Consider the following 16,480-nt stretch of genomic DNA (forward strand, 5'->3'; position numbering starts at 1 on the left):
GGCGATCCTTGGTAGCTTCGTGCGTTATGGGCCGCACTGGCGCGGCGATCAAGGGACCACGCGGGCAAGCGGGGCAGAGCGCATGAAGATCGTGGATTTCGGCCGGCACGACGGGCCGCTGGTGCTGTTCGGTGGGCCGTATTCCAACCTGCAGGCAACGCAGGCGTTGCTGGCGCACGCGCGATCGCGCGGCATCGCGCCCGCGGCCACGGTCTGCACCGGTGACGTGGTGGCCTATTGCGGCGCCCCCGCGGCGACGGTGGCGGCGCTGCGCGCGGCAGGGTGCCCCGTGGTGGCGGGCAACTGCGAGAAACAGCTCGCCGCCGGTGCGGGCGACTGCGGCTGCGGGTTTGCCCCCGGCAGCACCTGCGACCGGCTGTCGGCGCGCTGGTATTCCCATGCCGACGCGGCCCTCGGGCCGGGTGACCGCGCCTGGATGGCCGGCCTGCCCGACATCGGCCTGTTCACCCATCGCGGCGGGCGGTTCGCGGTGATCCACGGCGGGGCAACGGATGTGGCCCGCTTTCTCTGGCCCACCTCGCCCGATGCGTGTTTTGCCGAGGAAATCGCCGCCGTCCGCGCCGCCGCCGGCCCGGTCGACGGGATCGTCGCGGGGCATTGCGGCATTCCCTTCACCCGCCGGGTGGCCGGCGTGGCGTGGATCAACGCCGGCGTCATCGGCATGCCGCCCAACGACGGCGCGCCGCAGACGCGTTTCGCCGTGCTTGCCGGCGGGGCGCCGCGCATCGAACGGTTGACGTACGACCACGCAGGCGCGGCCGCGACGATGCGCGCGGCGGGGCTGACGCAGGGCTACGACCGGGGGCTCGCGACGGGCTACTGGCCGTCCGAGGACGTGCTGCCGCCCGACTTGCGCCGCGCCGCCTGCGCCAGCGGGTGACCCTCCTGCACCAGCGTGCGCAGCCGTTCGTCCAGGACATGGGTGTAGACCTCGGTCGTCGACACGTCCGCGTGGCCGAGCAGCGTCTGGATCGCGCGCAGGTCGGCGCCGCCGGCCAGCAGATGCGTGGCGAAGGCGTGGCGCAGCCGGTGCGGCGTCACCTGCGCGGGCGAGACCCCGGCCGCGACGGCGATTTCCTTGATCAGCGAGAAGAACCGGTGCCGCGTGAGGTGGCCGGCCTTGCCGCGCGAGGGGAACAGATGGGGCGAGGCCGGCCGGCCCTTCCGGCGCGCCGCCGCCTCGGCGGTGTCGCGGTGGCCCAGCCAGTCGGTCATCGCCGCGCGGGCATCCCCCGACAACGGCACCATGCGTTCGCGCCCGCCCTTGCCCTGCACCAGCAGCATGCGCGGGTCGCCGCGCGCTGCCGCGGCCGGCAGGGCGACCAGTTCGCTCACACGCATGCCGGTGGCATAGAGCACTTCCATCAGGCATGTGTTGCGGCTGCGGTCGGCCACGCTGCGCCCATGCTGCCGCGCGGCGGCCAGAAGGCGGTCGACCTCCTCGACCGTCAGCGTGCCGGGCAGTGTTTGGCGCCGGCCCGGCCCCCGGACCTGCGCGGCGGGGTCGTCGCCGCGCCAGCCTTCCTCGAAGGCGAAACGGCAGAACTGGCGGATCGCCGACAGCCGCCGCGCGCGGGTGGATTCCGCCAGACCGCGGTCCGCGCAGTCCACGAGATACGCCTCGACCTCGTCGCGCTTGACGGTATCGAGGGCGCCGCCGCGCGCCTCCAGCCAACCGCGGAAGTCGTCGAGGTCGCGGGCATAGGCCGCCAGCGTGTTCTGCGCCGCGCCCAGTTCCGCGGCCTGCGCGTCGAGGAAGGTCGCGATGGCCCGTGCGCCGGTCACCGCGGCCACTCCAGCAACAGCAGTTGCAGCGCCGCGCGGCGGGCCGAATCCTCCAGACCCACGGCCCGCAGCGTCCGCAGGGCGCCGCCGATCTGGCCCGCGTTGGCCGGCGCGGCGGCGTCGAGCTGGTTGGCCGCGGCAAGGATCGCCTCGCCCAGCCGGCCCGCGTCTATCAGCGGCGCATGCGCGGGATCGGGCCCCGCGGTGGTGAAGGCCCGCACGATCGCCGCCTCAAGCGCGCCCGCCCCGGCCGGTTCCGTGGGCCGCCCGAGGGCCAGCGCGGCAGCGAAGGCCAGCGGGCCATCGCCCGCGTCGACGGTTCCAGCCGCCGCCTCGTAGTCGGACGACAGCAGCGCCAGCCGCGTGGCCAGCCGCCCGGCTTCGCCCCCGAGCCGTTGCCGGTGCAGCCGCATGCCGTAAAGCCGCGCGACGGGCACCTCGAGCCGCGCTTTCCGCATGGCCGGCCATGCCTCGGCCAGTGCCGTGGCAATCGCGTCGCCGCGCCCCGCCTCGAGCGTGGCGTCGAGGCGCTGGATGGCCGCCGCGCGGTCCCAGACCCCGCCGGAGGCGGCCGGCTTGCGCTCGGTGTAAAGCCCCAGCAGCCTGTTTTCCGACAGCGCGCCCACCCGGGCCAGCCGTTCGGCGGCCTCCAGCTCGGCCTTCCAGCCGGATGTGCCCCGCAGGTCGGCATGGGCATAGGCGCGCGGCAGCGTGGCCGTTGGCAGTGGCCGCCCGACGGCCTCGAACAGCCGGAACACCAGCGGCGACGGCGACTCGGGCGGCGGCAGGGCGAGCGCCCGCTCGGCCGACTCCGGGTCGAGGAACTGCCCCAGCAGGCGCGCTTCGGCCCGGTCCAGCATTCCCAGCGCCATGGCGGCGTCGTAGGTCAGCGCGGCGGCCGGCCAGTCGCCCGCGCGCACCGCGCAGAAGATGCGCGCGGCATAGCCCGAGTCGCTTTCGGGGCGGTCGCGCAGGGCGGCGCAGGCACGATCCTCGCGGCCAAGCAGCAGCGAAAGGTCGAACCAGCGCGAGAACAGCCCGGGCGCGGCGGCGCCCGCGCGCTCGAGCAACGCCTCGGCCGGCTGCACCGCCCCCAGCGCCGTCAGCGCGTCGATGCGCGCCTGCAGGAAGGCGCTGTGCTGTCCCGTGCCGGCCGGCGGTTCGGCCTCGGCCAGCAAAAGGGTATAATAAAGCTCCTGCATCGCCGGCAGCGGCTCGGGCGCGATCCGTTCGAGCCGGTCGCGCAGGCGATCGACGCCGCTGGCCTGCCACAACGTCGGCGGCAGCCCCGTGACCGACGGGGCGAGCAGCCCCACGGCGTCGGCGCGCGTCTCGCCCAGGGGCGTGACGGTGACCGGGGGTGTCGAGATGCCGTCTGTGACCCCGTCGCGCGACGGGGCCACGCGCGGCGGGGCAAGCGGGACGGTGACCGGGTCGTCCAGCCAGTCGATGGCCGACATCGGCGTCTGCGCGGGCGCCGCCGAGGCGATGAGCGCGGCGAGAAGACCTGCGCTAATCGGCCTCAAGGATCACGTCCTCGCGAATCTCCTGCGTGGGCGGCGAGAAATCGGCACCCAGGAACGGGCCGATGTAGGCGTAGCCGACAAGCGCCACGAAGGCCAGAACGGCCAGATAGAACAACCACTTGATGAGCCGCGCCATTTGAATCCGCCTGTTTCCTCTTTGCTTGGCTGGCTTTATAGCTGGCCTTCGGGCCGAGATCACGCCATTCAGGGCGTCAGGCCGGAATTTTGGCACGGGGGCGCCGAGCTTTGCCAGCGTCGCGCACTGCAGGGTTGAAAAAGTCCGTCGCGCTTGTCGGCATGATGGGTGCGGGCAAGACGGCCGTCGGCCGGGCGCTGGCCGCGCGTCTGGAGGTGCCCTTTCTCGATTCGGACAACGAGATCGAGGCGGCCGCCAACATGACCATCCCCGAGATCTTCGAACGCGACGGAGAGGGGTTTTTCCGCGCGCGCGAAAGCGAGGTGATCGCGCGGCTCCTGGACGGGCCGCCGGCGGTGCTGTCCACGGGCGGGGGCGCGTTCCTGTCGGCGCGCAATCGCCAGGTCATCTCGCGCAAGGGGGTGTCGGTCTGGCTCGACGCCGATCTCGACCTGCTTTGGGCGCGGGTGCGGCACAAGGATACGCGCCCGCTGCTGCGCACGCCCGACCCCTACGGCACGCTGAAACGGCTTTTCGAGGCGCGCGTGCCCGTCTATGCAAAGGCCGACATCCGGGTCGCGGCGGAGCCGGACTACTCGGTGGAGGCGATGGCGGAAAAGGTTGTGGCGGCGCTGCGGACGCGGCCGGACGTGATCGGGGGGTGACGAATGATCGAAACCGTGCAGGTCGGGCTGGGCGCGCGCGCCTACGACGTCCACGTCGGGCCGGGGCTGCTGGCCCGCGCCGGCGCGTTGATCGCGCCGCTTCTGCGGCGCCCGAGGGTGGCCATCATCACCGATGAGAACGTTGCGGCGCTGCATCTGCAATCCTTGATAAGTGGCTTGAAACAGGCGGAGATTTCCGCCGTGACGCTGACGCTGCCGGCCGGCGAGGCCACGAAATCCTGGCCGCATCTCGAGCGTGCAGTGGAGTGGCTGCTGGAGCAGCGCATCGAGCGGACGGACGTTGTCGTGGCCCTCGGCGGCGGGGTGATCGGCGACCTCGTGGGGTTCGCCGCCGCGGTCGCCCGGCGCGGGATCCGTTTCGTGCAGGTGCCGACCAGCCTGCTGGCGCAGGTCGACAGTTCGGTGGGTGGCAAGACGGGCATCAACACCGCGCAGGGCAAGAACCTTGTCGGCGCCTTCCACCAGCCCAGCCTCGTGCTGGCCGACACCGCGGCGCTGGACACGCTGCCGGCCCGCGATTTCCGCGCGGGCTACGGCGAGGTGGTGAAATACGGGCTTATCGGAGATGCCGCGTTCTTCCAATGGCTTGAAAGGTGCGGTTCAACCATCGCCTCGGGCGATCAGGTGGCCCGGATCGCCGCCGTGCGCCGCTCGGTCGAGATGAAGGCCGAGATCGTCGCGCGCGACGAGACCGAGCAGGGCGACCGCGCGCTGCTGAACCTCGGGCACACCTTCTGTCACGCGCTGGAGGCGGCGACCGGCTACTCCGATCGGCTTCTCCACGGCGAGGGGGTGGCGATCGGCTGCGCGCTGGCCTTCGAGCTTTCGGCGCGTCTTGGCCTGTGCGCGCAGGAGGAGCCGGGGCGCGTCCGCGCCCATTTGCGGGACATGAACATGAAGGCCGATCTTGCGGATATTCCGGGGGAATTGCCGGATACAGAGGGGTTGCTCGCGCTGATGGCGCAGGACAAGAAGGTGCAGGACGGCAAGCTGCGCTTCATCCTTGCGCGGGGAATCGGGCATGCCTTCGTGACATCGGACGTGGATGCCGACGCGGTGCGCGCCGTGCTGGACGAGGCGCTTGCGGCGCGCCGCTGAGGCGTCTCAGCCGGGGAACCAGTGGCGGGTCCGGTTGGCGAAGGCCACAAGCGACAGCATCACCGGCACCTCGACCAGTACGCCCACCACCGTTGCCAGCGCCGCGCCAGAACCGAGGCCGAACAGGCTGACGGCCACTGCCACGGCGAGTTCGAAGAAGTTCGAGGTGCCGATCAGCGCGCAGGGCGCGGCGACCTCGAAGGGCACGCGCCAGGCGCGCGCGGCCGCGTAGGCCAGCGCGAAGATACCGTAGCTTTGCAGCAGCAGCGGCACGGCAATCAGCCCGATCACCAGCGGCGTCTCCAGGATCACCTGCCCCTGCAGGCCGAACAGCAGCACCACGGTGACCAGCAGGCCGATGACGGTGGCCGGCTTGATGCGGTCGCGGAACGCCTCGACCGCCTGCGCGCCGCCCCGGCGCACCAGCCGTGCGCGGGTCGCCATGCCCGCGGCCAGCGGGATGACGATGTAGAGGACGACGGACAGCAGCAGTGTCTCCCAGGGCACGGCGATGTCGGTCACGCCCAGCAGCAGCGCCACGATGGGGGCGAAGGCCACCACCATGATCGCGTCGTTCAGGCTGACCTGCACCAGCGTGTAGGTCGCGTCGCCCCGGGTGAGTTGCGACCAGACGAAGACCATCGCGGTGCAGGGCGCCGCACCCAGCAGGATCAGCCCGGCCAGGTAGGCCTGCGCGTCGCCCGGCGGGATCAGGCCGGCGAAGACATGCTCGAAGAACAGCACGCCCAGCGCGGCCATGGTGAAGGGCTTGACCAGCCAGTTGACGGCCAGCGTGATCGCGAGCCCCTTGGGCCGGTCGCCCACGTGGCGCAGCGCGGTGAAATCGACCCCCACCATCATCGGGTAGACCATCGCCCAGATCAGCACCGCCACGGCGAGGTTGACCGAGGCCACCTCGAGCGCGGCCAGCGCCGCGAACGCGCCGGGCACGAGGTTGCCAAGGGCCACGCCCGTGGCGATGGCCAGGGCCACCCACAGCGACAGCCAGCGCTCGAATGTCCCCATGGCGCCGGGGGCGGCGTCGGTGCTCTGGTCGGTCATGGTGCCGGGATCCTGTGATCGGGGTCAGGCGTCGGACACGTCATCGTCGCCTGCATGGATGTCGTCAAGGTGTCGCGACAGCCCCGGCGCGTCGAGTTGCGCGAACGGCAGGCTTACGAAGATGGTCAGGCGCCGGTGCAGCATCTTGTAGCAATCGGCGAAGGCCAGCGCGATCTCGGCCTCCGACCCGGTCGCGGCGGCCGGGTCGGGCAGGCCCCAATGCGCGGTCACGGGCTGGCCGGGCCACAGCGGGCAGGGCTCGCCCGCGGCGTTGTCGCAAAGCGTGAAGACAAAATGCATGACGGGCGCGTCGGGCGCGGCGAACGCGTCCCAGCTTTTCGGGTGCAGCGGCGCGGTGTCGTGGCCCAGGTTTTCCAGCAGCGCCAGCGCGCGGGGCTGCACGGCGTCGGCCGGCCGCGACCCGGCGGAAAAGCCGCGGAAGCGGCCCGCACCAACGCGGTTCAGGATCGCCTCGGCCATGATCGAGCGGGCCGAGTTGCTGGTGCACAGGAACAGGACGTTGCGGATACTGTCCGCCATGTCGCGCCTCCGGGTCCGGTCGCACGGCGACGCTGCCGCACGGGCCCGGTGCTACGGCGCGCATGTAACCGGCGCGTGACAGCCGGGCGGGGCCGCGGCGCGCGGCGGCTCAGTCGGACAGCTTGACCAGCGCGTGGCGCTTCTTGCCGGCCGACAGCTTGACCGGCCGGGCCAGCCGGCCCGCGTCGATCATCAGGCCCGGTTCGGAAAGCGGTTCGTCGTCAAGCCGCGCACCCCCCTCGGCGATCAGTCGCTTGGCCTCCTTGCCCGATTTCGCCAGCCCCGACTTCACGATCAGCTGGACGACCGGCACACCCTCGCCCAGGTCCTCGGGGGCGAGTTCAACGGTGGGCAGCTCGGCGCCGACGCCGCCCTTCTCGAAGACCTCGCGCGCGGTGGCGCGGGCCTTTTCGGCGGCCTCGGCCCCGTGCAACAGGGTGGTCACCTCGTTGGCGAGCACGATCTTGGCCTCGTTGACCTCGGAGCCTTCCAGCGCGCCCAGCCGGGCGCACTCCTCCAGCGGCAGCTCGGTGTAGAGCCTCAGGAACCGGCCCACGTCGGCATCGAGCGTGTTGCGCCAGAACTGCCAGAATTCGTAGGGGCTGCACATTTCCGAGTTCAGCCAGATCGCGCCGTCGGCCGTCTTGCCCATCTTGCGCCCGTCGGCGGTGGTTAGCAGCGGCGAGGTCAGGCCGAACAGCTCGACCTCGCCCACGCGGCGGGCAAGGTCGATGCCGTTCACGATGTTGCCCCACTGGTCCGAGCCGCCCATCTGAAGCCGGCATCCGTAGCGGCGGTTGAGTTCCACGAAGTCGTAGGCCTGAAGGATCATGTAGTTGAATTCGAGAAAGCTCAGGCTCTGGTCGCGGTCCAGCCGCGAGCGGACGGAGTCGAAGCTCAGCATCCGGTTCACGCTGAAGTGGCGGCCGACGTCGCGCAGGAACTCGAGGTAGTTGAGCCCGTCCAGCCACTCGGCGTTGTCGATCATCAACGCGCCGGTCTCCGAACCGCCGTAGTCGATGTAGGCGGCAAAGACCTCGCGGATACCCTCGATGTTGGCGTTGATCTGCGCGTTGGTCAGAAGCGGGCGCTCGTCGGCGCGGAACGAGGGGTCGCCCACCTTGGTTGTGCCGCCGCCCATCAGCGTGATGGGCTTGTGCCCCGTCTTCTGAAGCCAGCGCAGCATCATGATCTGGATGAGGCTGCCCACGTGCAGCGACGGCGCCGTGGCGTCGAAGCCGATATATCCCGGCACCACCCCGGCCATCAGCGCCTCGTCGAGGCCCTGCAGATCCGTGCAGTCGGCGATGAAGCCCCGCGCGCGCATCACGTTGAGGAACTCCGACTTGGGATGGTAGGTCATATCGCTTGTCCCGGTTGTGTTTGCGCGGCATGTATAGGCAGGCATGGCGCGAAGGAAAAGGGCATGAAACCGCAAGGGCCGCTGAATGCGCTCGGCGCGATGTCGGGCACCTCGCTCGACGGGGTGGATGCCGCCATGCTCGTCACCGACGGCGCGGAGATCCATGGCTTCGGAGCGACGGCTTACCGGCCCTATAGCGACGCGGAACGCGCGGTGCTGGCCGGCGCGCTCGGCCGCTGGCCGGGCGACGATCTCGAGGCCGCCGCACGGGTGATCCACGCCGCCCATGCCGAGCTTCTCGGCGGCTTCGCGGGCGCCGAGATCGTGGGGTTTCATGGCCAGACGCTGGCGCATGAGCCGCATGGGCGGGGCACGCACCAGCTGGGCGACGGCGCCGCGCTGGCCGGGGCGCTGGGCGTGCCGGTCGTGTGGGATTTCCGCTCGGCCGACGTGCGTCTGGGCGGCGAGGGCGCACCGCTTGCCCCGTTCTTCCATTTCGCCTGCGCGCGCTGGATCGGTGCGGACCGGCCGTTGGCCTTTCTCAACCTGGGCGGGGTGGGCAACCTGACCTGGGTCGATCCGCGCAAGCCCGCGCCCGAGGCCGAGGGCGCGCTGCTGGCCTTCGACACCGGCCCGGCCAACGCGCCGCTCAACGACCTGATGCAGGCGCGCCGCCATACGGGGTTTGACCGCGACGGTGCCTGCGCCCGGCAGGGCAACGTGGCCGACGGCGTGCTGGAGCGGTTCCTCGATCACGGCTTCTTCCTGCGCATGCCCCCCAAGTCGCTGGACCGCGACGCCTTTGCCGCGGTTTCGGCGGCGGTGGCGGAGCTGTCCGACGCCGATGCCGCGGCGACGCTGACGGCGATGGCCGCCGCCGCGGTTGCGCGCGGGATGGAACATTGCCCGGCGCCGCCCGCGCGGGTCCTGGTCACCGGCGGCGGGCGGCACAACGCGGTGATGATGGAGATGATCGCGGCCGGGCTGGAGTGCCCCGTCGCGCCGGTCGAGGACGCGGGGCTTGACGGCGACATGCTGGAGGCGCAGGCCTTCGCCCATCTGGCCGTGCGTGTCCTGCGCGGCATGCCCACCTCGTGCCCCGGCACGACCGGCGTGCGCGCGGCCGTGTCGGGCGGCACGGTCAGCCGGCCCGGCACCATGTGACGCCGCGGCGGCGCGGTGAAAGGAGACGCGATGGACTACCGTTTGGACAATGGCGCGGGCGGGGGGCGGCGGCTCGGCCTGATCGTGCTGAGCACCGACGAGACGCTGGAATACGAGGCTCGGCAGGTCGTCGCGGGGGGCGATGTCAACCTGCTGCACGCCCGCATCCCGATGCAGGCCGATGTAACCCCCCGGACCCTGGAAACCATGGCCGCCAGCATGACCGAAACCGCCGGGCGCCTGCCCGCGGGCCTCGACGCGGTGGCATACGGCTGCACCTCGGGCGCCACGGTGATCGGACCCGGGCGTGTCGCCGCGCTGGTGCAGGCCGCCCAGCCCGGCGTGCCGGTGACCGACCCGATGAGCGCCGTTCTCGCCGCGCTCGACACCCTTGGCGCGCGGCGCATCGCGCTGGTCACCCCGTACCTGCCCGAGGTGTCCGCGCCGATGCGCGACCACATGGGCCGCCACGGCGTCAGTTTCGCCAGCGAGATCAGCTTCGGCCAGGGCGACGACTGGACCGTGACGCGCATCGCCGAGGACAGTAGCCGCGCCGCGATGTTGGAGGCCGGCCGCGCCGCGGGCGTCGAGGCGGTGTTCGCGAGTTGCACCAACCTGCGCAGCTTCGGCGTGATCGAGGCGGTCGAGGCCGAGCTCGGCGTGCCGGTCGTCACCTCCAACCAGGCCCTGATGTGGCACCTTCTGCGGCTGGCGGGTGTGCCCGCGGCCGGCTGGGGGCCGGGCCGGCTGTTCGCGGAAGAGGCCGGGCATGCCGCCCCGAAGGAGGAGCGGGCACATGGCTGATCTTCACCCGGCCAGCATCGCCGCGCAGGCCGCAGGTGCGGTGGACGCCGAAAGCGGCGGCGTCGTCCCGCCGATCCGGCCCGCCACCACCTTCCTGCGCGGTTCCGACCACGCGCTGGTGGCGCCGCGCAACACCTACGGGCGCGACGACAACGATACCGTGCGCGAGGCCGAGGCGGTGCTGCGCCGGCTGGAGGGGGCGGCAGCCACGCTGCTGTTTCCCTCGGGCATGGCGGCCATCGCCGCGCTGTTCCGCACGCTGCCCGCGGGCGGCCGCGCCGTGGTGCAGTCGGGCATCTACTGGGGCACCACGAAATGGCTGCGCGACTTCTGCGCGCGCCGCGGCGTGACGCTGGACGAGGTCGACGCGTCCGACCTGTCGGCGCTCGGGCGCGCGCTGGACAGCCCGGCCGACCTTGTCTGGATCGAGGTGCCGTCGAACCCCTGGTTGTTGAGCGCCGACATTGCCGGGGCAGCCGCGCTGGCGCATGCGGCCGGTGCGCTGCTGGCGGTGGACGCCACTGCCGCGACGCCGGTGCTGACCCGCCCGCTGGCGCTGGGGGCGGACATCGTGATGCATTCGGCCACCAAGGCGCTGAACGGGCACAGCGACGTGCTGGCCGGGGTTCTGTCCTGCGCGGATGCCGAAAGCGCGGCGTGGCAGGCCATCGCCACGGATCGCCACGACGCGGGTGCGATCCTTGGCCCCTTCGAGGCATGGCTGCTGACGCGGGGGATGCGCACGCTGGCGTTGCGGGTGGAGCGGATGTGCGCCAACGCGCTGGCCGTGGCCGAGCACCTCGTCGGCCAAAGGGACGTCGAGGCCGTGTGGTATCCCGGCCTGCCGGGTCACGCGGGCCACGACGTCGCGCGGCGGCAGATGCAGGGCGGCTTCGGCTTCCTGCTGTCGTGCCTTGTGCGGGGCGGCGAGGATGCGGCGGCCGGCGTGGCCGGCCGGCTTGCGCTGTTTCACCGGGCGACCTCGCTGGGGGGCGTCGAAAGCCTGGTCGAGCATCGTCACCGGATCGAGCCCCACAGCGGCATCCCGCCCAACCTTCTGCGCCTGTCGGTGGGCATCGAGGACCCCCGCGACCTGATCGCCGACCTCGACCGGGCGCTCGCGGGGTGACGGCGGGCCGTCTTGCGCCGGCACGGCCGATCGGCTAAGGCGCGATCCATCCCGGCATTCAGCCCCGGCGCGCACATCGTGCAGGGCACGCCGCCGTGTATCGGAACAGCGCGCCATGCGGCATCTCACCTACAGACCGGAACTTGACGGGCTGCGCGCCATCGCCGTCACGGCCGTCGTCCTGTTCCACGTGGGCTTTCCGTCGATGCCGGGTGGCTATGTCGGCGTGGACGTGTTCTTCGTGCTGTCGGGATACCTGATCTGCGGGCAGACCTACCTGCGCCTGCAAGCGGGGGACTACAGCGCGCGCGATTTCTTCGCCCGCCGCATCCGGCGGCTGGCAATGGCCTATTTCACCTGCTTCCTGGTGACGGCCCTGGTCGCCTCGATGCTGTTCCTGCCCGAGGAACTGGGCACGGTCTTTGCCAACCTGCTTGGCTCGACCACCTTCACGAACAACTACAACCTTCTGGCATCCCAGGGGTATTTCAATACGGCCGCCCACGAGAACCCGTTCCTGCACACCTGGTCGCTGTCGATCGAGGAACAGTTCTACATCGCGCTTCCGCTGCTGATCCTTGCCACGGGGCGCAGCCTGCGGGTGTTCCGCGCCACCCTCGCGGGGGTCCTGGCGGTGTCGCTGGCGCTGGCGCTTGCCTCCGGCGACGTGATCCACGACCGCGAGGCGCGTTTCTTCTCCACGACGTTCCGGCTGTGGGAGCTGGCCCTGGGCGGTCTCCTTTTCGTGCTGCTGCATCGTCGCGGCGGTGCGCTGAACCTGCCCTTGGCGCCGGTGGTTGGGCTGGTGCTGGTGCTGTTGCCGGTGGGGTGGCTCGATGCCGGCACGCTCTACCCCGCCTGGGGCACTTTGCTGCCCACGCTGGGCACGGCGATCTTGATCGCGACCGCGCTGCCGGCGCATTCGATGGTGGGCCGGCTGCTGGCCACCCGGCCGATGGTCTATCTCGGGCGCATTTCCTACGGCACTTACCTCTGGCACTGGCCGCTGATCGTGTTCGTGACCTACGTCAACGTCGATCTCGACGATGTGCTGCGCAGCGTGCTGACCCTGGCGTCCTTCGCGCTGGGCGCGCTGTCCTATCACCTGCTCGAGATGCCGGTGCGGCGCATCGACGTGGCCCGCCACCGGGGCCGGCTGTTCGCGATGTTCGCGGTGCAGACCGCGGTGCTGCTCGGGGTGGCCGGCTGGCTCTACCAGCAGTCGCACGCGGCCGCGCCGATGCTCGGGGAACGGCTGGCGCGCATCAAGGCCGAGGACCGGGCCTATCCCGAGCGCTGGAACGCCTGCTGGCTGAGCCCCGGAATGTCCCGATACTGCCGCATCGGCGATCCGGAGGCCGCGGCGCGGCCGTTCCTCGTCTGGGGCGACAGCATGGCCAACAGCGCGCTGTGGGCCTTCGAGACCTTCGCCGGCCGCGAGGGGCAGGGCGGATACCTGGCGCCGACCGCCTCCTGTGCGCCCGTCATCGGCGTGTCACGCGAGTTCTCGGGCGACGAGGAATGCCTTGCCGTCAACCGCGCGGTCCTGACCTTCCTGCAAGAGGCCCCGGCGACGGATGTCTACATGTTCGCCCGCTGGTCCTATTACGCCGAGGGCTACGAGGATCACCGCAGCGACACGCCCGGCACCGTGCCGCTGGTGGACGGCCGCGGTGCGCCCCCCGAGGGCGAGACGCGGGCGGTCTTCGCCGCGGCACTGGATCGCACCCTCGCGGCGATCCCGGACCGTCACCGCGTGACCCTGATCGGGCAGGTACCGGTGTTTCCCTACGCGGTGCCCCGCGCCATGCTGCGCCAGCACAGGTTCGGCACCGTGCCGCCGGTCAAGACGGTGGCGGATTTCATGGCCCGCAGTGGCGGGACGGTCGCCATGCTGCGCGCCGCCGCCGCTACCGCGGGCGCGCGACTGATCGAGCCGCACCGGGTGTTCTGCAAGGACGAGACATGCGTATATGCGGCCGACGGCGTGCCGCTGCTGTCGGACCACGTGCACCTGTCGCGCGCGGGCAACGCGCTGCTGGCCGACCTGCTGGCGCGCCCGCCCGCCGGCGGTAGCCCGTGACCGACAGACGGCTTCATCTTGCCCGAAATACTCCGGGGGTGTCGCCCGAAGGGCGACGGGGGCAGCGCCCCCTGTGCGAGGGCCTCAGCCCACCAGCGCCTTCATGCCGCGCGACAGACCCTCAAGCGTCATCGGCACCATCGCGTCCTCGAATATCTCGCGGATCATGCCGATCGAGGGCGTGTAGCCCCAGTGCGCCTGTGGCACCGGGTTGATCCAGAGGTTCGACGGCCACTGCGCGCGGGCGCGCTCCAGCCAGACCTGTCCGGATTCGGGGTTCCAGTGCTCGTTCGCGCCGCCGGGGTAGGCGATCTCGTAAGGGCTCATCGAGGCGTCGCCCACGAAGATGCACTTGTAGTCGGACCCGTAGGTGTTGAGCACCTCCCGCGTCGGCGTCACCTCGTTCCAGCGGCGGCGGTTGTCGCGCCACACGCCCTCGTAGAGGCAGTTGTGGAAATAGTAGTATTCCAGGTGCTTGAACTCGGCGCGCGCGGCCGAGAACAGTTCCTCGACCACGTGGACATGCGGGTCCATCGAGCCGCCCACGTCGAGGAACAGCAGCACCTTCACGGCGTTGTGCCGCTCCGGGCGCATCTTCACGTCGAGGTAGCCGTGCTCGGCCGTCGCGCGGATCGTGTGATCGAGGTCCAGCTCCTCTTCCGCGCCGGTGCGCGCCCATTGCCGCAGGCGCTTGAGCGCGACCTTGATGTTGCGGGTGCCCAGCTCGACCGTGTCGTCGAGGTTGCGGAACTCGCGCCGGTCCCAGACCTTGACGGCGCGCTGGTGGCGGCTCTCGTCCTGGCCGATACGCACGCCCTCGGGGTTGTAGCCGTAGGCACCGAAAGGCGAGGTGCCGGCGGTGCCGATCCATTTCGACCCGCCCTGGTGGCGCTCGGTCTGCTCCTTCAGGCGCTCGCGCAGGGTCTCCATCAGCTTGTCGAAACCGCCCAGTGCCTCGATCTCGGCCTTTTCCTTTTCCGACAAGTGCTTTTCGGCCTGTCTTTCCAGCCAGTCGGCGGGCAGGTCGACGGCCTCGAGCATGTCGCCCAGGTCTATCTCTGCCAGCCCTTCGAAGCTGGCGGCGAAGGCGCGGTCGAAACGGTCGATGTGGCGCTCGTCCTTCACCATGGCGCTGCGCGCGAGGTAGTAGAATCCCTCCACGTCGTAGGTGACGAGATCCGTGGCCATCGCCTCGAGAAAGGTCAGGTATTCGCGCAGGCTGACCGGGACGCCGTGTTTCCGGAGGTTGTCGAAGAACGGCAGGAACATCGCCTTACAGCGCGTTGCGGTGGATGATCAGCGTCGCGAACAGGCCGAGGACGGCGAAGATCATCGCGTAGACCGTGCCGTAAAGCAGGATGTCGGCCAGCCGGCCCTTGCGCCGCCATGCTGTGAACGCGCCAAGCGCTGCGCCCAGCACGGCCCCGATGAGGATGATCATGTGCTACCCGTCCGTTCGTTTCAGCGGGTTGAGCGCCGATATCTCGCGCAGCTTGGCGCGCACCGCCCAGTCCGCGCCGTACCCGTATCGCGCCCAGCCGAGGCTGTCCAGCCGCACCTGCCGCGCCTCCGCCCCGCGGCCGGTCAGCTCCAGTGCCTCGGCCCGCAGCATCATGAGCGAGGCCAGCAGCGCCGCGTTCTCGTGCCGCTCGGCGGTGGCCAGGTGGGGCCCGATCAGGTCCAGCGCGCGTTCGCCGTCGCCCCGGGCGATGGCGTGGGCGGCCAGTTGCGACGCCCCGAAGGCCCGGTGCAGCGCGGTGCCGGGCGTGCGGCGGTACATCTTCTGCGCGGCGGTGAAATGGGCGTGCGCGCGGTCGGGCTCGCCGTTCTGAAGCAGTCGGCCGAGCGCGTAGTGGCTGAACGCCTGGCGGTGGTCCTGCCAGCCGGCGGCGCGCGCGATGCGGACCGCCTTGCGCGCGGCCGCCAGCCGGTTGCGCATGTCCGCCCCCGGGCCCAGGGCCGTCTGCATCGCCCTTTTCCACCCCTGCGGCGTCGAGGGGGCGAACTGCGCGGGGCGGTGCTGGCCGCCCGGGTTGAGACGCGCCAGGATCGCCGGCAGGCGGTCGGCCACCTGCCGCTTGGTCATGCCCGAACGCAGTTCGCGCGCGTAGTAGGCGCGCAGGATCAGCATGTCGAAACCGGTCAGAACGGTGTGCACGTTGTCGTCGTTGAACACGCTGTCCGACAGCCGGTAGAGGTCGTTGAGCGGCCCCAGGGCCTGGGCCAGTTCCTCGTGCAGGCAGTCACGCACTTCCTGCGGGCTGGCGTCGGAGGGCACGAAGACGGCGAGGCGCTCGCGCCTGGTCAGCGAACTCCAGTTCGTCTTCCGGCTGTGGCGCGCCGCGCGGTATTCGGACAGGCGGCTGATGTTGGGGACCACGAAGCAGGCCGCGTTGGGCAGGTTCCGCTGGATCTCGCTGCGGCTGACCGCCTCGATGGTTATGTTGGCGCGCTGCCGCGGCGTCATGGCGATGTCGATGCCCGCCTCGTTGCGCAGGCGGTGCAGAAGCCGGTTCAGGTCGCCCATCAGGGTCGGTGGCGCATTGCCGGTGACACGCACGCTAATCGGTTCCTCGAAGCGCGAGAACCGGGCCAGGCTGCGCCCCGATTCGAGCTGGAACGCCAGTTCCATGAAATCGCGCCGGATCTCGCGGTTCGACCGTCGCGGCGGCACCGGGCGCGGGGCCGAGAACCGTTTCATCTCGGGCATGGCGCTGTTGGTGTAGGTCGCCGCGCGCGACGGCATCTCGGTCGAGGGGCCGGGCGTGCAGGCCCCGAGAAACAGGCAGATCGGCAGGACTAGGCGGCGCATGGCATTCCCGAAACTCGTATCCGTCACCGCGCCCGAGCGTTGGGCGCCCCTGGCGGTGACGACGGGATGCGTCGGCCCGTGCCGGTTGCCCCGCCCGGTGTCCGCCGCATCCCGCCGCACTGTACGACAGGACAAGAGGGACGGTCGCCTGTCATGCTGACCGTTGTAAGGTGCCATTTGGACGACACTAAGGCAGAATCGGCGGAAATGCGACGGATGGTTCCATCCGGTGCGGCGACCCTGCCATCCGCCCCCCATCTCGCCCTGTCGC

16 protein-coding genes are annotated in these 16,480 nt (G+C 70.9%); 7 read left to right on the plus strand and 9 right to left on the minus strand.

What is annotated here, in order from left to right:
- Positions 1-82 precede the first annotated feature (82 nt).
- On the plus strand, positions 83-901 hold the full coding sequence (locus tag CEF10_RS03340; RefSeq protein ID WP_101066207.1) for a metallophosphoesterase family protein: 819 nt from the start codon (positions 83-85) through the stop codon (positions 899-901).
- Here CEF10_RS03340 and CEF10_RS03345 read toward each other — a convergent pair.
- From CEF10_RS03345 to CEF10_RS17035, 3 genes are read right to left on the minus strand one after another with little or no spacing between them, the layout of a single operon-like run.
- A complete protein-coding gene (locus tag CEF10_RS03345; RefSeq protein ID WP_101066672.1) occupies positions 838-1,806 on the minus strand; it encodes a site-specific tyrosine recombinase XerD in 969 nt (322 codons plus the stop codon). The two genes, CEF10_RS03340 and CEF10_RS03345, sit on opposite strands and share 64 nt — an antisense overlap.
- Positions 1,803-3,332, minus strand: coding sequence for a hypothetical protein (locus CEF10_RS03350; protein ID WP_232796388.1), 1,530 nt, complete (start codon positions 3,330-3,332; stop codon positions 1,803-1,805). Before CEF10_RS03350 ends, CEF10_RS03345 begins: the two co-directional genes overlap by 4 nt.
- Complete coding sequence (locus CEF10_RS17035) at positions 3,319-3,468, minus strand: hypothetical protein (protein WP_198586136.1); 150 nt, start codon at positions 3,466-3,468, stop codon at positions 3,319-3,321. The genes CEF10_RS03350 and CEF10_RS17035 overlap by 14 nt, the downstream gene beginning before the upstream one ends.
- 161 nt (positions 3,469-3,629) lie before the next feature.
- On the opposite strand from CEF10_RS17035, the gene CEF10_RS03355 reads away from it, so the two are divergent.
- Both CEF10_RS03355 and aroB read left to right on the plus strand, forming a co-directional pair.
- Complete coding sequence (locus CEF10_RS03355; protein ID WP_232796394.1) at positions 3,630-4,133, plus strand: shikimate kinase; 504 nt, start codon at positions 3,630-3,632, stop codon at positions 4,131-4,133.
- Positions 4,134-4,136: 3 nt separating this feature from the next.
- The gene (gene aroB, locus CEF10_RS03360) at positions 4,137-5,252 is read left to right on the plus strand and encodes a 3-dehydroquinate synthase (RefSeq protein ID WP_101066214.1); all 1,116 of its coding nucleotides are present in this window, start codon (positions 4,137-4,139) and stop codon (positions 5,250-5,252) included.
- A 6-nt stretch (positions 5,253-5,258) separates the two neighbouring features.
- On the opposite strand, the gene arsB is transcribed toward aroB, so the two are convergent.
- The 3 genes from arsB to tyrS all read right to left on the minus strand — a co-directional run bounded on the left by arsB (position 5,259) and on the right by tyrS (position 8,217).
- Complete coding sequence (gene arsB / locus CEF10_RS03365; protein WP_101066217.1) at positions 5,259-6,314, minus strand: ACR3 family arsenite efflux transporter; 1,056 nt, start codon at positions 6,312-6,314, stop codon at positions 5,259-5,261.
- Positions 6,315-6,338: 24 nt separating this feature from the next.
- Positions 6,339-6,854: an arsenate reductase ArsC gene (locus tag CEF10_RS03370; protein ID WP_101066219.1), complete on the minus strand. Its 516-nt coding sequence runs from the start codon at positions 6,852-6,854 to the stop codon at positions 6,339-6,341.
- A 109-nt stretch (positions 6,855-6,963) separates the two neighbouring features.
- Positions 6,964-8,217, minus strand: coding sequence for a tyrosine--tRNA ligase (tyrS, locus tag CEF10_RS03375; protein ID WP_101066221.1), 1,254 nt, complete (start codon positions 8,215-8,217; stop codon positions 6,964-6,966).
- A gap of 63 nt (positions 8,218-8,280) precedes the next feature.
- Between tyrS and CEF10_RS03380 the strand changes: the two genes are divergently transcribed.
- The 4 genes from CEF10_RS03380 to CEF10_RS03395 all read left to right on the plus strand — a co-directional run bounded on the left by CEF10_RS03380 (position 8,281) and on the right by CEF10_RS03395 (position 13,397).
- Positions 8,281-9,381, plus strand: coding sequence for an anhydro-N-acetylmuramic acid kinase (locus CEF10_RS03380; RefSeq protein ID WP_101066223.1), 1,101 nt, complete (start codon positions 8,281-8,283; stop codon positions 9,379-9,381).
- Positions 9,382-9,411: 30 nt separating this feature from the next.
- Complete coding sequence (locus CEF10_RS03385) at positions 9,412-10,185, plus strand: maleate cis-trans isomerase family protein (protein ID WP_101066225.1); 774 nt, start codon at positions 9,412-9,414, stop codon at positions 10,183-10,185.
- The gene (locus tag CEF10_RS03390; RefSeq protein ID WP_101066227.1) at positions 10,178-11,314 is read left to right on the plus strand and encodes a trans-sulfuration enzyme family protein; all 1,137 of its coding nucleotides are present in this window, start codon (positions 10,178-10,180) and stop codon (positions 11,312-11,314) included. Before CEF10_RS03385 ends, CEF10_RS03390 begins: the two co-directional genes overlap by 8 nt.
- A 115-nt stretch (positions 11,315-11,429) precedes the next feature.
- Entirely contained in the window at positions 11,430-13,397 is a 1,968-nt protein-coding gene (locus tag CEF10_RS03395; RefSeq protein ID WP_101066229.1) for an acyltransferase family protein, read from the plus strand.
- An 84-nt stretch (positions 13,398-13,481) separates the two neighbouring features.
- Here CEF10_RS03395 and CEF10_RS03400 read toward each other — a convergent pair whose 3' ends face one another.
- The 3 genes from CEF10_RS03400 to CEF10_RS03405 are packed head-to-tail and all read right to left on the minus strand — an operon-like array spanning position 13,482 to position 16,209.
- A complete protein-coding gene (locus CEF10_RS03400) occupies positions 13,482-14,666 on the minus strand; it encodes a vWA domain-containing protein (RefSeq protein ID WP_101066232.1) in 1,185 nt (394 codons plus the stop codon).
- 4 nt (positions 14,667-14,670) lie between these two features.
- Complete coding sequence (locus CEF10_RS17040) at positions 14,671-14,838, minus strand: hypothetical protein (RefSeq protein ID WP_198586137.1); 168 nt, start codon at positions 14,836-14,838, stop codon at positions 14,671-14,673.
- 3 nt (positions 14,839-14,841) lie between these two features.
- The gene (locus tag CEF10_RS03405) at positions 14,842-16,209 is read right to left on the minus strand and encodes a DUF2927 domain-containing protein (protein ID WP_101066674.1); all 1,368 of its coding nucleotides are present in this window, start codon (positions 16,207-16,209) and stop codon (positions 14,842-14,844) included.
- Between the last annotated feature and the right edge of the window lie 271 nt (positions 16,210-16,480).

The sequence above is a fragment of the Roseovarius salinarum genome, from assembly GCF_002834145.1.
Taxonomy (GTDB): Bacteria; Pseudomonadota; Alphaproteobacteria; order Rhodobacterales; family Rhodobacteraceae; genus Roseovarius; species Roseovarius salinarum.